The organism is Ningiella ruwaisensis (assembly GCF_004798935.1).
GTDB classification, from domain to species: domain Bacteria; phylum Pseudomonadota; class Gammaproteobacteria; order Enterobacterales; family Alteromonadaceae; genus Glaciecola; species Glaciecola ruwaisensis.
This window is the reverse complement of the sequence record NZ_RAHT01000001.1, coordinates 136,554-150,095: the sequence shown is the minus strand read 5'-3', so window position 1 is coordinate 150,095 and position 13,542 is coordinate 136,554. Positions and strand designations below refer to the sequence as shown.

Here is a 13,542-nt window from a genome sequence, read left to right as displayed (position 1 = left end):
ATGCGGAGTTTTAGCAATGCCTAAAATGAAATCAAACAGCGGTGCGCAAAAGCGTTTCCGTAAAACAGGCTCTGGCCGTTTTAAAAGTAAACAGTCTCACTTGCGTCACATTCTGACCAAGAAAAGCACTAAGCGTAAACGTCATCTACGTGGAAAGAAATTGGTTCATGAAAATGATACCGCTCTTATCCAACGTATGTTGCCATACGTATAACCTTAAGTAGGAGACTGAACAATGGCTAGAGTAAAACGCGGTGTAATTGCACGCGCACGTCATAAAAAAGTATTAAAGCAAGCTAAAGGTTATTACGGTGCTCGTAGCCGCGTGTATCGCGTAGCGGTGCAAGCGGTAACTAAAGCAGGTCAATATGCCTATCGCGACCGTCGTCAGCGTAAACGTCAATTCCGCCAATTGTGGATTGCACGTATTAACGCGGCTGCACGTCAAAATGGAATGAGCTATTCGCGTTTCATCAACGGTTTGAAAAAAGCGTCTGTTGAAATCGATCGTAAAATTCTTGCAGACATTGCAGTACATGATAAAGCCGCTTTCACCGCTTTGGTGGACGCAGCAAAAGGCGCATTAGCGTAAATATAAACTTAAAGGTTAAGCTCTTTCGGAAAGGCCAGCAGGATGCTGGCCTTTTTGTTTTCTACCAAATAAAAAAACGCGCACATTGTAAATGTACGCGTTAACAAGTGCTTAAAATGTGTTCTGACTACTATTTAGTACTGAAGTAGTCTACTTTTTGCACCAAATCATTTGCTACACTGCTTAGTCCCTGCGTTGCCTGGGCATTGTCCCGCAATGTCGATATTGCGTTTTGTGACATTTTCTGTATTTCTTCCATTGCCGAGGCAACATCTTTGATAGAATCGACTTGAGAGTGTGTTGATGCAACTACTTTCTTAACATTCTGAAGCGAAGCCACCGCCTGCGTTTCAATATCTAACAGTAGTTGCTTGGCTTCTTTTGTTAACGCCCGACCGTTTTCAACCAAAGGCTGCGTTTTTTCCATCGAACTAACCGAGGCGGCTGTCTCTTTTTGCAAGTCTGTGATGATATTTTGAATCCGACCGGTTGCATCACCCGTTCTTGCGGCAAGGTTTCTCACTTCATCGGCCACTACCGCAAAGCCTCTTCCTGACTCCCCTGCACGTGCTGCTTCTATTGCTGCGTTTAGGGCTAATAGGTTAGTCTGCTCTGAAATACTGCTAATTACATCTATAATATCGCCTATTTCATTAACGGTGCTTTCCAGCTTTTTCACCTGGCCAACAGTGTCATTCACAGTATCAGAAATGCTCTCTATTTCATTTGCACTTAACTGAATCGCATGACTGCCTTTTTTGGAGAACTCAACCGTTTCTACCGAATTATGTTCAGTTTGACTTGCCATTTCTGCCACTTCATCCAAACGCTTCTGCATGTTTTCTAAACTGGTTAGCGTTTTACTGGTTAATGATGCTTGCGACTGCGCATCTTCACTTATCTGGATTGAACTGCTTTTGAGATGTTCCGATTGTGCTGTCAGATCGCCCGCGGCAGATTTTATTCCATTTACTATGGTTGTCAGATTCTCCTGCATATGGCGAATAGATGTCATCATGCTTTTTGGATGCGTGGTTTTCACATTGGCTGTTAGGTCACCTTTAGCAATATCCGACAAAATGTTAGCGGTATCGTTGGGCTCGGCGCCTAATGATGCATATAAGCTATCGATAATAAGTTTAGCAATGATTAATCCTAATACAGCAGCGATAACGGTAATGATAAACATTAATGACTGAAAACCATCAGCAACGTCTCTGGCAAGTGGGGTCGTTGTTTGGTTTTTTGATTCCTGCAAATCAATAAATTCATTAATGACAGCTAGCCAGGTAATAAAAGCAGGCTTCGCTTTTTCTAATAAAAGTGTTTTAGCTTGTTCGTTGTTTCCCTGCTCGGTTTTTTGGATGATTTCCTGAATTAGCGGAAGAGTATACGCGCGAATCTCGTCAATGCGTTTTATGATTTCACGCTCTTGAGAGGTAAAGAGTGTCGCATCCTGCATCATCGATTTCATGGCTTTGTCTGAGGTATCGTAAAAGGCTTTAAGTTCAGCAATTTCGGTTTTTAAGGGCCGGATGTCATCAGAATTGTCGACTAAAACCACGTCGCGAATAGAAATAGCGCGATCATGTACGCTACCTCTGAAATTAATTGCATAGCGCTGTTTAACTGAATTGATATCTGTGATTTCAGTCAGGGCAGAGCTGATGTAATTAACTTTTTGCACGCCCAATACTGTCAGTATGACGAACATGAGTAATACGGTTGCAAAGCCCGTGTAAAGACGTTTTTTGACCGATAAATTGTGCAACCAATGCATAAATTTTCCTTTTTAATAATCAATAACAAAATAAAAAGTTGAGTCTTAATCAATGTAGCTTATCGGCGATATTTGCTAAATATTGAACGAAATGTGACAAGTGAAAGAAAAAACACATATTTTTCAATAAAGATACTAAAAACTTGTGTAAAATACACCGCATTATTTTAATGACACTTAGCTTTGGACATAAATAGTCCCTGGCTTTGCATACCGCTTGAAAAGAGGAACCAATGCAGCTTGATGCGATAAAAAGTGAAGCGCTTGCAGCCGTAGACGCGGCCAGCACGCCCCAAGAGCTTGATGAGGTGCGCGTTGCCTACATGGGTAAAAAAGGCAAAATTACTGAATTAATGAAAGGCCTGGGAGCGCTTTCTCCTGAAGAGCGTCCAAAAGCCGGGCAATTAATTAATCAAATCAAACAGTCTGTGCAGGGCTCCATCAACGAAAAGCTGCAAACGCTCAAAGATGCAGAGCTCAATGCTAAACTGGCCGAAGAGGCTGTTGATGTGACATTGCCTGGACGCAGTATTGAGGCTGGGAATCTGCATCCTGTGAGTCGCACAATCGCCAGAATAGAACAGTATTTTGCAGACATTGGGTTTTCGGTAAAAACCGGGCCTGAAGTAGAAGACGGATTTCATAATTTCGATGCGCTGAATATTCCAAAAAATCATCCAGCCAGAGCGGATCATGATACCTTTTATTTCAATCCTGATGTGATGCTGCGCACCCAAACCTCGGGCGTGCAAATTCGCACGATGGAAGCGCAAAAACCGCCGGTACGAATTATTTCTCCCGGTCGTGTTTATCGTAATGATTATGACCAAACCCACACGCCAATGTTTCATCAGGTAGAGGGTTTGATGGTAGATACCAATGTTAGTTTTGCCGAATTGAAAGGCGTGCTACATGACTTCCTGCATCACTTTTTTGAAGAAGACCTGAAGATTCGATTCCGACCTTCCTATTTTCCATTTACTGAGCCATCAGCAGAAGTAGATGTAATGGGTAAAAACGGACAATGGCTTGAAGTTTTGGGCTGCGGAATGGTGCACCCGAATGTATTAAGAGCGGTAAACATCGATCCTGAAACCTATACAGGCTTTGCTTTTGGTATGGGTGTTGAGCGCCTCACAATGCTGCGCTATGGCGTGAATGATTTGCGCGCATTTTTCGAAAATGACCTTCGTTTCCTCAAGCAGTTTAATTAGTAGAGTAAAGCATGAAATTTAGTGAATCCTGGTTAAGAGAGTGGGTGAATCCGAGCTTAAATACCCACGAGTTGTGTGAACAGCTTAGCATGGCTGGTCTTGAGGTAGATGGTATTGAGCCGGTTGCTGGCGAATTCTCAGGTGTTGTTGTGGGTGAAGTTGTTGAATGTTCTCAGCACCCAGACGCCGATAAACTTCAAGTAACCAAAGTCGATGTGGGAGATGAAGCGCTTCTGGACATTGTTTGCGGCGCACCCAATTGTCGCAAAGGTTTAAAGGTGGCAGTTGCCAAGGTTGGCGCAGTACTGCCTGGTGACTTTAAAATCAAGAAGGCAAAACTGCGCGGTCAGCCTTCGTTTGGCATGCTGTGTAGTTTTTCAGAGTTAGGTATGGGAGAAGATCATTCAGGCATACTTGAACTACCTGCTGATGCGCCAATTGGCAACGATGTCCGTGATTATCTGCAACTTAACGATAGCACAATAGAAATTGATTTAACGCCAAACCGAGCAGATTGTCTTGGCATTAAAGGCGTGGCTCGCGAAATGGGGGTGCTCAATCAATTAGATGTGCTAGAGCCAAGTATAAGCGAAGTAGAAGAAACGACACAGAGCACGCGTAAGATCGATTTATTGGCGCCTAAAGCCTGTCCAAGATATTTAGGCAGAGTGATTGAAGGGGTAGACATGTCTGCTCCTACACCCTTATGGATGAAAGAAAAGTTACGACGTAGCGGTATTCGAAGTATTGATGCTGTGGTCGATGTTACAAACTTTGTATTGCTGGAGCTTGGGCATCCCATGCACGCGTTTGATAACGATGCCTTGCAAGGGAATATTCAGGTGCGCTTTGCCGAGCAAGATGAGCCGCTAGTGTTGCTAGATGGGACCGAAATAAAGGTCAACGCCGATACGCTTGTGATTGCTGATGAACAAAAAGCACTAGCGCTTGCCGGAATATTTGGGGGACTTGCATCGGGTGTGACTCAACATTCCAAAAATATCTTTTTAGAGTCAGCATTTTTTAGTCCAGACGATATTTTGGGCAAGTCTCGTCAATATGGACTGCATACCGATGCATCTCATCGCTACGAGCGTGGTGTAGATCCTGATTTGCAGCATAGAGCCATGCAGCGTGCAACAGCGCTTTTGTTAGACATAGTTGGCGGTAAGGCAGGACCAATTGTAGAAGCCGTCTCGACGCAATACTTGCCTGTACGAAACAAAATCACCCTTCGCCAGCAGCGCATCACACGTGTGCTTGGACAGGAAATTGCAGCTGAACGTGTCCACGATATGCTGGAGCGCTTGGGTATGCATGTAGAAGCTACCGAAACCACTTACACAGTAGAAGCGCCTTCTTATCGTTTTGATATCGAAATTGAAGAAGATTTAATTGAAGAAGTTGCGCGCATCCATGGCTACAACAATATTCAAAATCAGGCGCCGCTGTCTCATTTAACGATGAATGCACATGAAGAGAGTAAGCTGGAACTTAATCAGTTTAAATCGCTACTCTTAAATGCAGGGTATCAGGAAGCGATTACTTATTCGTTTGTTGACCCCAAAAAACAGGTTGCCCTGTTTCCAGAATATGAAGGTTTAGTGTTACCTCATCCTATTTCAAGCGATATGTCAGTGATGCGAGTAAGCCTTTTACCAGGATTGCTGGGAGCGCTTTCCTATAATCAAAAGCGTCAGCAATCAAACGTAAGACTATTTGAAACGGGCTTGATTTTTACACCCAGCAATAGTGAAAAAACGGGTGTTGAGCAAACGCCGTATATCGGTGGCGTGCTTGCTGGCAATACTCATGATGAACACTGGGCAATTCCCAACACGCCTCTGGATTTTTTTGACGCTAAAGCGATATGCGAACAGTTAATTGCCTTGTCTGGCAAAGCAGGTGACTTCACCTTTGAATCGGCCGTTCATAGTGCCTATCATCCGGGCCAATGCGCTAACATCATGTATAAGGGCGAGACGATAGGACAGCTTGGCGCCGTGCATCCGAAGCATCAAAAATTACTAGGCTTAAACGGCAAAGTATTTGCGTTTGAACTTAAGCTTTCAGCCCTGGAGTCACGCCAACTGCCGCTTGCAGGCACAATTTCAAAATATCCCGTGAATCGTCGAGACATTGCTGTTAAGGTAAAAGAGTCAGTTGAAACAGGTAAACTATTAAAAAGTATTGAAAAAATTGGAATATCTGATTTAGTTGACTTAAACTTATTCGATGTATACCAAGGTCAAGGCATTGAACCGGGGTACAAGAGCTTAGCAATATCTATTTGGCTGCAAAGCACTGAAAAGACATTGGAAGATTCAGATATTCAAGGCTCTGTCGATACAGTGGTAGAATATTTACAGGATCACTTCGGTGCAACATTGAGAGATTAATCAAATGGCATTAACCAAAGCTGACATGGCAGAACATTTGTTCGAGAAGTTAGGCATTAACAAGAAAGACGCAAAAGAACTGGTTGAGTTGTTCTTTGAAGAAATCAAAGAGTGCTTAGAATCGGGAGAGCAGGTTAAGTTGTCCGGCTTTGGAAATTTTGATTTGCGGACAAAGAACGAAAGACCGGGCCGCAACCCGAAAACGGGTGAAGATATTCCGATTAAAGCTCGCCGAGTCGTCACTTTCCGACCTGGTCAAAAGCTTAAAAGTCGAGTTGAGAATGTTCCTCTTGCAAAGGGTGACTAAAGCCAACTTTTGCTAAACTAATACAACTTAAGGTATTTGGAGCTACGTTCTAAATACAAGCATAGAGGTATTATGACAGAAACTTTTAAAATAAAACGCCTGCTAATAACAGGCGTTTTTTGTTTACTTAGTATTGTGAGTATAAGCGCGTGCACTGATGCAAATAAGGCTGAGACTGAGCCTGAACAACACGCACGTGAGCAGCAAGCGCAAACTGAACCTGAACCCTTGCTTAGCCTTTCTGAACTTTTGAACGCTGATGATGTAAAATCCTCACTGGCAATAGCAGCCAAAGAGGGTGACCAAGATGCCATAGCGCTATGGCAACAACGATTGCTCGAAGCAGGTCAAGAGGTACAACTGCGTGAACGTGATATGAATCTTCTGCGCGGTGAACAAGGTAAAGTCTTTTTGTCTTTTCAAGGGATGAAAACGAATTATCAGCAAGAATTTGAACACGCGTTTTATCATTTTGAAGATGTAGATGCTGTTTACGAAAAATATCCCGCCTTTGAAAGTCTGCACTCGCAATCAAAAGACCTTGTTGATAAACGCGATACCTTGGTTGAAACTATTGCCGAAAGCATGCGAGCAAGTGGCCTGAGCGAGGAGGATGCCCTTAAGCAGGCTAGAGAAGAGTGGCAGTCGCAGTGGTTAGTACTGAATGAAGCAGCCACTTCAAGATAATAAGACGAAAATTAAGGGCCCGTCACTGTCGCGAAGGCGATAGTCTTATAAAGACCAAGGAGCGGTTGTCCGAATTGCTCAGAAATGAGTCATCGCTATGATCACTAACTACGGATTGCGGTCACTACGAAGAATCGTCATTCCGATGCAAATGGGAACCTCACTGGCACATTGCAAAGGTTAAATAAACACTGCGTTAGCCCATGGAGGTCGTGATTTTCATCACGATGACGACTCTTCGTTGCAAAGCCGAAGATGACTATTGTTCCCAGCGAGCGGCAAGTTTGCACGTTTTTCTGTTGATTGAGCTCATGACTGGTCTGAGCGAGTACAGATTAGTGCTTCCAAATCTTCAACGTTCAAGTCGCTGTCTTAAGTACTGATTTTCTGTCTTCAGTGCTTCTTTTTGCTTCAATAATTCGATAATCATTGCTACGGCAAACCAGTCCATCTCCAGTTCCAAGTGCAGGTTGATGGCTTTTTTGAGCCATTTGACACTACCAGTATCAAACACCCATTCGTTCGTCTTTTCTCCTGAAACAGGTTTTGCAATACCATAATCGACAATTTCGACAATAAATTCCTGCTTGATATGAGCCGACTGACATAATTCTTCAAAGGAGATAAGTAACATTGTTTCATTCATTTTGAATTACCCCACTGAGCCCGTGCATCAAATGTTTCTGTTTGAGCTAGCTTTTGCCAAAGTGCCTGACTGCTTTCGTTTGACTCTTCAGGCATAACTACCTTTAGTTCTGCAATAAGATCGCCTTGCATTTTTTTGCTTGTTAATCCTTTGCCTTTTATTCTTAGTTTTTGTCCATTTTGACTATTGGGATTTATTGTAAGCTTTACTTTTCCGTGTAAGGTAGGGACAACCACAATAGCCCCGAGCACCGCTTCCCAAGGAGCGATTGGCACGGTCAATACAAGGTTATGGCCCTGAACATCAAAAAGTGGATGAGGCACCAAGCGGATATGCAAATACAGATCTCCGTTTGGTCCATCACCATAACCCTGTCCGGCTTGCCCTTTTAAGCGAATGCGTTCACCATTTGCAACACCCGCCGGAATTTTTACCTTTAGACGTCTATTTTTGTGCCTGATTTGGCCGTTCTCAATATATGGAATAGCATATTCAATGGTTTTTTCGTTTTCATTCAACGTATCTTCCAAAAAGACAGGCACTTCGATTTCAGCATCTTGACCTTTCATCGCAAAATCATCATTGCTTTGATTGTGTCTTCCTTGTCCACTAAAACCACCGTGTCCAAAAACAGAATTGAAAAAGTCTGAAAACTCTCTGTGCTCAGCGTTGCCGCTGTACGCGCCTGATTTAGCCTGCCAACCCGGTGGCGCATCAAAGCCATCTGCGTGTGAGCCGCCATATTTGCGTAACTCATCGTATTCTGCTCGTCGAGAGGGATCTTTTAGAACTTCGTATGCTTCAGCGAGCTCTTTGAACTTTTCGCTAGCGCCCTCATCAGGATTAACATCGGGATGAAGTTTAAGTGCGATTTTGCGATACGCTTTTTTTATTTCCTTTAGATCTGCATCTTCCTTTACACCAAGAATTTCATAATAGTCTTTAAATTGCATAAAGCTTCCTAATTTAAGGCTACGAAGCACACTTATTGCGCATCAAGATGTATAAATCTTTCTCAATCCTGATCTGGCGAAGCATCTTGTTAAAAGCAGCTTATCACATATTCTGTCGGGCCAACCGAGGGTGCACAATTGTGTAATTCGCTTAGATGACTGCGGATATTACTTATATGAATAAGGTGATATCCAGTTGATACTGAGTAAAAAGTATCGACACTCAATGCTCACTCAACAAGGTTTATTTGTTTAAAAATTGATCGCTGTCAAACTTTGCCCATCCATTTGTAGGATATTGGCAGTATTATTTACGTAAATAACAGAAGGGGCTTTATCAATGAAATCACTTTTTTATTTAAGCTTTTTAAGCGCGCTACTTTTCCTAACAGCGTGCGACTCCGGCGTTGATTCACCACGGGGCTTCAGTTTGCCTGAAGGAGATGCCGACAGGGGTAAATCGGTTTTTATTAAGTATCAATGCTTATCATGCCATAGCGCTGAAGGATATGAAGCGGTAATCAAGAACATGCCGAGTGAATTAGATGCCAGAGTGCCTTTAGGGGGAAATTCAATGCGCGTTACTACCTATGCTGAACTTGTTACTAGTATTATTAACCCAAGTCATCGCATATCCAGAGGATTTAAACCAATCAATCAAGATGACTCAGGCAACTCAACGATGCGAAATTACAATCAAGAGATGTCGGTACAGGAACTGATTGACCTTGTGGCTTATTTGCAGCCTCAGTATAAAGTGAAGCCATACACCTATACCACGTATAACTCTTATTTTATTCATTAGGCAAGATAATACGCATTTTGTGATGCCAGGTCGCAACGGCTAAGCGTATGGTGTTGTTTATCGAAAATTGAGCGTAAATGCTATAGGGTACAATTACGCTCTGTTTAAAATGCTTTATGCGTCACTCTTTTATTCGTACAGCAAGCACATCCTGTTTAACACCATGCAATACTGAGTTTGCTGTTGAGCCAAGTAACAACTTGAGGCCGCTTCGACCATGTGTGCCAATTACAATTAAATCAGCATGAATTTCATTGGCAATATTCTGAATTTCATCCGCAGCTTCACCCACTTTAAAATGCACTCGGCTTTCATCAATACCAAATTTTCTGCCTATACTTTTGAGCTCTTCATGCGATTTATTAACACGTTCTGAATCATCAATATCGCTATAATCTACCCCATATAAATAAGGGCTAATGTATGTGATAGGTAATGGCACATAAACAAGATTTAAATCGTCTTTAGAATTACAAATGGTGAGCGCTTTGTTAATCACTTGTTCATACTGCGCATGGATGTCTATGGCAACAAGAATTTTTTTGTAATTAGTCATTGTTTTCTTTCCTCTGCTTTCAGCTACTTTTCTCTGCCGGTCTGTAATCCGCAGAGTTAACAATTTATCGAACATCTAGATAAACCTATTTAACCTGAATCCTGTTTAAGTATATGAAAGATGGAGCAATGCGCCTGATTTAATTCTGATCTAGGTCAAATTTTGTTAAAAAATAAGTTAGAAAAATTAATCATCAATGAATTAGAGCCTTTGACCTGTCACGGCTACAAAATGTTATCAAGGCGATTAAAATGATTGCCTTTTTTGTCAATTATATTGTCAAAATTGACAAGAGCGAATTGTAATATCACTTATACTGTTATTAATTTTTTAAAATAGCCATTAATATTAACTAGTTATAGATCAAAACTCGATGGCATGGTTTTTGTACTCAAATGAATAAAAACATAAATAATAACGCAATTTATGAAATAAGAGAGTGAATGTTATGAGTACTGAAATTGAAACATTCGATTCGTTTAATTGGTGGCAACTTTTAGGCATTATTTTGAGCTTGTTGATTTTGGCCTTATCGCCGTATGTCGTTTATATATTAAAGTTAGTTTTGGCATGACCAGACAGATTAGTACGTGTCTATTCCATTAACGGTATAAAACGCAATTGATGCAGCACTTCTCCGGGCAATAGCGGCGTTTCACCGCCTGCTGCGTATTCATCAAAGCCCATATCAAAGAAAGCTGAAAGCGGATGCATAGACTGTCCGCCGGGTACAGTGAGAATGGCCTTATCGAGCTCGCCTGGGCGCACTATTAAACGTTGCGACGCGCCAAAGCGCTGAGTTTGAACGGCAGGCATAAAGCTATCGCCAAAGCCTTCCACTTCCACCATGTTTAACATGCTTCCAAAGGGCCCAAGAGAGCCTGCAAAGGGATGCGTGATCTTAAGTGCATTGACTTTTCCCCATTCCAGCCCCTCCAAGGTGTCGGGATTGGCATCAAAGGCAGTTATCAATCTATCTTTGCTTGCAGTATATGCCTTGATAAGCATATCGGTATAATCAAGTGCATCGCTCGGTAACCACGTCTGTGGCTTTTCATCAAGTATCTGCCAAATGGCCGTTTCGATTAAGCGCATGCTATGGCGTAAATTTACATCGTAATGCGTTAACCCTTCTTCAATAGGCTGCATAAGCGTCTTGATAACTTCACTTCTGAATCGGCGCACCAAGGTATAGCCAACAGAGTCAGGACAAGCGCAACTTCCCCAGTTTTTAAGCTGCTCGATATCAAGAGCAAAGCGTTGAGGGTTATTTTTCAAAGTATTAAGCAGTAAATTATGCCAGGGCTGTAAAAACATGGCTTCGTTATTAAGCTGAATTTGATTAAAGTCTTGCTCGGTAAAGCGGTCTTTTTCAAAAAGCAGATCAGCTATTTGCCTTTGCCGTGCGCCAAGTGCATATCCGCCGTCTCCGTAGCGCGGTAAATCCAATGTGCTAATGACTCTTGCGTTTGCACTCCAAATGCGATTATTTTCAGGATTTTTTACAAAGGCGGGCGAGATGTCCTGGCGCTTCCAGTTTGGATCGTATTGCTCTTCTGAAATGGCTGTAAGGCTAGGGGTGCTGCGAGAAGTAATTGCGCCAGTTAACTGCCATGCGATATCGCCATTATCATCAGCCACGACCATGTTTTGAACAGGAATTGCCACGGTTTTGGCAAGCGCTAAGGCTTGGTCTACCGAGCGCTGTTTTGGCATGTCTGCAATGTCCATATTAACCGCGTAATCTTCCAAAGCCACCCACGAAAGGGCAAAACGCTTCGATTTAGATGTTGCATCTGATGCCTTTCCACTTTCCTTAGCAAGTTTTCGGACTGGTCCGAACTTACTCATTTCAAATTCAAGTGTATAGGAGGGCGAATCTTTGATTTTGATTTCTTCATTGATAAGTGTAGTTTCAGTATCTTCTTCAAGTTCGATCCAATCCACGTTGTCCACATTTGAATTGGTGAAACCCCACGCTATATGTCCGTTACTGCCTGCAATAATAAGAGGCGTACCCGGAAGTGAAACGCCCGTCATTTTAACGCTTTGACCCTCATGTAAATAGTTTAACTGGGCGCGATACCATATGATGGGGACATTCAAACCCAAATGCATGTCGGAGCTTAACATAGCGCTTTGCGTGTCGGTGAGTTCTCCGGATACTGCCCAGTTGTTGCTGCCTATATCTTGGCCATCGATTTCAGAAGGCGCCACAAAATGATTGATACTATCCTCATTGACACTTGAATCTGAACCGGATTCTATAGACTGCGCGGGATTATCACGCTTTAAATCTTTGTTTATCGCTGGAATGTCTGCTTTAGGTGCGCTTTCCACGCTCAGGTCGATGGCTGCCTGCCACGAACTGGGTTGATACATGAAATCAATCATTGCCTGGCCAAAGTGCGTCTGAATCGCTGTATTTTCAAAATCACGCTCGACTTGTCCGCTTTGTAAGTCGATGTACATTGAATAAGTCGCAAGAACGGTATCTTCGGGCAGCCACGGCTTCATCTCAGAGCCGGCAAGCAAAAACTCAAAGGTCTTCGCGCCATTCTCTGTCAAAAAGGCATTTACGCCATTTGCATAGCTCTCAAGTAAACGTTGATGCTCACTGGGCAAGCCTAAAACCACATTTTGTGCTTTCGCTCTGAATTGAAAGAAGCGGTTATATTTATCCCTTTCAAGCGCGACTTCACCCACAACTTCTGAAAGCTCTCCGGCTGCACTTCGGCGTAGCAAATCCATTTGAAAGAGTCTGTCCTGCGCGTGCGCGTAACCTAGCAGAAACGCCGCATCATGCTGCGACTGAGCGTTGATAATGGCTTGTCCATATTTATCGCGCTCAATACTCCCTTGTGCTTGCAGGCCACGTACTTTAAGTTCACCGTCTAAACGTGGCAGGCTGCTGGCAAAATAGGCATAGAGGCCAGCAGTTGCTATCACAAACAAGCCCAGCAAGCCTAAAGCAATATACTTAATTACGCGCATGAAAACTGTCCTTATATCTCAATATCTTCGACATTCAGTTTTAAATTTGCCAGTCGGGCAAGCACAAATAAATAATCTGATAGACGATTTATAAAGCGTATTGCAATAGGATGCACGTCGTGCACCTTAGATAGCGTTACTAACCGGCGCTCTGCTCGCCGCGCAATTGTGCGGGCAACATGGAGTTGAGCTGCAAGAGGATGGCCACCGGGTAGAATAAATTTGGTTTGAGGCGCTAAAATGTCTTGCATGCTATCGATTGAAAGCTCAAGTTGCTCCACCAATTCGTCTTGCAATTGCGCCGAATCCGACAAGGCAAAACCGATGGAAAATAGGTGCTTTTGAATACTCTCAAGTTCACTTGCATATGCAGGTAAATCGCCTGCAGTTTGTGCAACTTGACTCGCATCTTCGCTTTTCAGTTGCCGTAAAAGCGCAAGGTTCAAACCTAAATTTGCGTTTAACTCATCAAGCGTACCGTAGCATTCTAAAAGCGCATCATCTTTATCAACACGTAATATGTCTTTCGTGTAGACCTGGGTTTTTCCAGTATCTCCCTGTTTTGTGTATATTTTCATACTCTGAACCTGTTATTGTTATTTTGCGCTT

13 protein-coding genes are annotated in these 13,542 nt (G+C 42.8%); 7 read left to right on the top strand and 6 right to left on the bottom strand.

All coding sequences use genetic code 11. The annotated features are described in order from the left end of the window. The first annotated feature begins 16 nt into the window (after positions 1-16). Both rpmI and rplT read left to right on the top strand, forming a co-directional pair. A complete protein-coding gene (gene rpmI / locus D6V41_RS00630; RefSeq protein ID WP_136249563.1) occupies positions 17-214 on the top strand; it encodes a 50S ribosomal protein L35 in 198 nt (65 codons plus the stop codon). A gap of 21 nt (positions 215-235) precedes the next feature. Next, positions 236-592: a 50S ribosomal protein L20 gene (gene rplT / locus D6V41_RS00625; RefSeq protein ID WP_136249562.1), complete on the top strand. Its 357-nt coding sequence runs from the start codon at positions 236-238 to the stop codon at positions 590-592. A gap of 130 nt (positions 593-722) precedes the next feature. On the opposite strand, the gene D6V41_RS00620 is transcribed toward rplT, so the two are convergent. After that, entirely contained in the window at positions 723-2,372 is a 1,650-nt protein-coding gene (locus D6V41_RS00620; RefSeq protein WP_136249561.1) for a methyl-accepting chemotaxis protein, read from the bottom strand. A 233-nt stretch (positions 2,373-2,605) separates the two neighbouring features. Between D6V41_RS00620 and pheS the strand changes: the two genes are divergently transcribed. The 4 genes from pheS to D6V41_RS00600 all read left to right on the top strand — a co-directional run bounded on the left by pheS (position 2,606) and on the right by D6V41_RS00600 (position 6,979). Next, complete coding sequence (pheS, locus tag D6V41_RS00615; protein ID WP_136249560.1) at positions 2,606-3,586, top strand: phenylalanine--tRNA ligase subunit alpha; 981 nt, start codon at positions 2,606-2,608, stop codon at positions 3,584-3,586. An 11-nt stretch (positions 3,587-3,597) separates the two neighbouring features. Further along, complete coding sequence (pheT, locus tag D6V41_RS00610) at positions 3,598-5,985, top strand: phenylalanine--tRNA ligase subunit beta (RefSeq protein ID WP_136249559.1); 2,388 nt, start codon at positions 3,598-3,600, stop codon at positions 5,983-5,985. Positions 5,986-5,989: 4 nt separating this feature from the next. Further along, entirely contained in the window at positions 5,990-6,292 is a 303-nt protein-coding gene (locus tag D6V41_RS00605) for an integration host factor subunit alpha (RefSeq protein ID WP_136249558.1), read from the top strand. Positions 6,293-6,364: 72 nt separating this feature from the next. Further along, positions 6,365-6,979, top strand: a complete 615-nt coding sequence (locus D6V41_RS00600; protein WP_136249557.1) for a hypothetical protein — start codon at positions 6,365-6,367, stop codon at positions 6,977-6,979. Between the two features lie 352 nt (positions 6,980-7,331). Here D6V41_RS00600 and D6V41_RS00595 read toward each other — a convergent pair whose 3' ends face one another. Then, complete coding sequence (locus tag D6V41_RS00595; RefSeq protein ID WP_241664377.1) at positions 7,332-7,613, bottom strand: chaperone modulator CbpM; 282 nt, start codon at positions 7,611-7,613, stop codon at positions 7,332-7,334. An 8-nt stretch (positions 7,614-7,621) separates the two neighbouring features. Continuing rightward, positions 7,622-8,578, bottom strand: a complete 957-nt coding sequence (locus D6V41_RS00590; RefSeq protein WP_136249555.1) for a DnaJ C-terminal domain-containing protein — start codon at positions 8,576-8,578, stop codon at positions 7,622-7,624. A gap of 340 nt (positions 8,579-8,918) precedes the next feature. Here D6V41_RS00590 and D6V41_RS00585 point away from each other — a divergent pair, with 340 nt between their 5' ends. Further along, positions 8,919-9,383 carry a c-type cytochrome gene (locus D6V41_RS00585; RefSeq protein ID WP_136249554.1) on the top strand — a complete coding sequence of 155 codons (465 nt, stop codon included), beginning with the start codon at positions 8,919-8,921 and terminating at the stop codon, positions 9,381-9,383. 121 nt (positions 9,384-9,504) lie between these two features. Here D6V41_RS00585 and D6V41_RS00580 read toward each other — a convergent pair whose 3' ends face one another. The 3 genes from D6V41_RS00580 to D6V41_RS00570 all read right to left on the bottom strand — a co-directional run bounded on the left by D6V41_RS00580 (position 9,505) and on the right by D6V41_RS00570 (position 13,511). After that, entirely contained in the window at positions 9,505-9,939 is a 435-nt protein-coding gene (locus tag D6V41_RS00580) for a universal stress protein (RefSeq protein WP_136249553.1), read from the bottom strand. A 594-nt stretch (positions 9,940-10,533) separates the two neighbouring features. After that, positions 10,534-12,933 carry a penicillin acylase family protein gene (locus D6V41_RS00575; RefSeq protein ID WP_136249552.1) on the bottom strand — a complete coding sequence of 800 codons (2,400 nt, stop codon included), beginning with the start codon at positions 12,931-12,933 and terminating at the stop codon, positions 10,534-10,536. A gap of 11 nt (positions 12,934-12,944) precedes the next feature. After that, positions 12,945-13,511 (bottom strand): cob(I)yrinic acid a,c-diamide adenosyltransferase, encoded by a 567-nt coding sequence (locus D6V41_RS00570; protein WP_136249551.1) that lies wholly within the window; start codon positions 13,509-13,511, stop codon positions 12,945-12,947. Positions 13,512-13,542 lie beyond the last annotated feature (31 nt).

Excerpts from the sequence above, each read along its gene's own strand:
- pheS (WP_136249560.1), top strand. The coding sequence starts at position 2,606 with ATGCAGCTTGATGCGATAAAAAGTGAAGCGCTTGCAGCCGTAGACGCG.
- D6V41_RS00605 (WP_136249558.1), top strand. The coding sequence starts at position 5,990 with ATGGCATTAACCAAAGCTGACATGGCAGAACATTTGTTCGAGAAGTTA.
- rplT (WP_136249562.1), top strand. The coding sequence starts at position 236 with ATGGCTAGAGTAAAACGCGGTGTAATTGCACGCGCACGTCATAAAAAA.
- D6V41_RS00575 (WP_136249552.1), bottom strand. The coding sequence starts at position 12,933 with ATGCGCGTAATTAAGTATATTGCTTTAGGCTTGCTGGGCTTGTTTGTG.
- D6V41_RS00590 (WP_136249555.1), bottom strand. The coding sequence starts at position 8,578 with ATGCAATTTAAAGACTATTATGAAATTCTTGGTGTAAAGGAAGATGCA.
- pheT (WP_136249559.1), top strand. The coding sequence starts at position 3,598 with ATGAAATTTAGTGAATCCTGGTTAAGAGAGTGGGTGAATCCGAGCTTA.
- D6V41_RS00595 (WP_241664377.1), bottom strand. The coding sequence starts at position 7,613 with ATGTTACTTATCTCCTTTGAAGAATTATGTCAGTCGGCTCATATCAAG.
- D6V41_RS00620 (WP_136249561.1), bottom strand. The coding sequence starts at position 2,372 with ATGCATTGGTTGCACAATTTATCGGTCAAAAAACGTCTTTACACGGGC.
- D6V41_RS00580 (WP_136249553.1), bottom strand. The coding sequence starts at position 9,939 with ATGACTAATTACAAAAAAATTCTTGTTGCCATAGACATCCATGCGCAG.
- D6V41_RS00600 (WP_136249557.1), top strand. The coding sequence starts at position 6,365 with ATGACAGAAACTTTTAAAATAAAACGCCTGCTAATAACAGGCGTTTTT.
- rpmI (WP_136249563.1), top strand. The coding sequence starts at position 17 with ATGCCTAAAATGAAATCAAACAGCGGTGCGCAAAAGCGTTTCCGTAAA.
- D6V41_RS00570 (WP_136249551.1), bottom strand. The coding sequence starts at position 13,511 with ATGAAAATATACACAAAACAGGGAGATACTGGAAAAACCCAGGTCTAC.
- D6V41_RS00585 (WP_136249554.1), top strand. The coding sequence starts at position 8,919 with ATGAAATCACTTTTTTATTTAAGCTTTTTAAGCGCGCTACTTTTCCTA.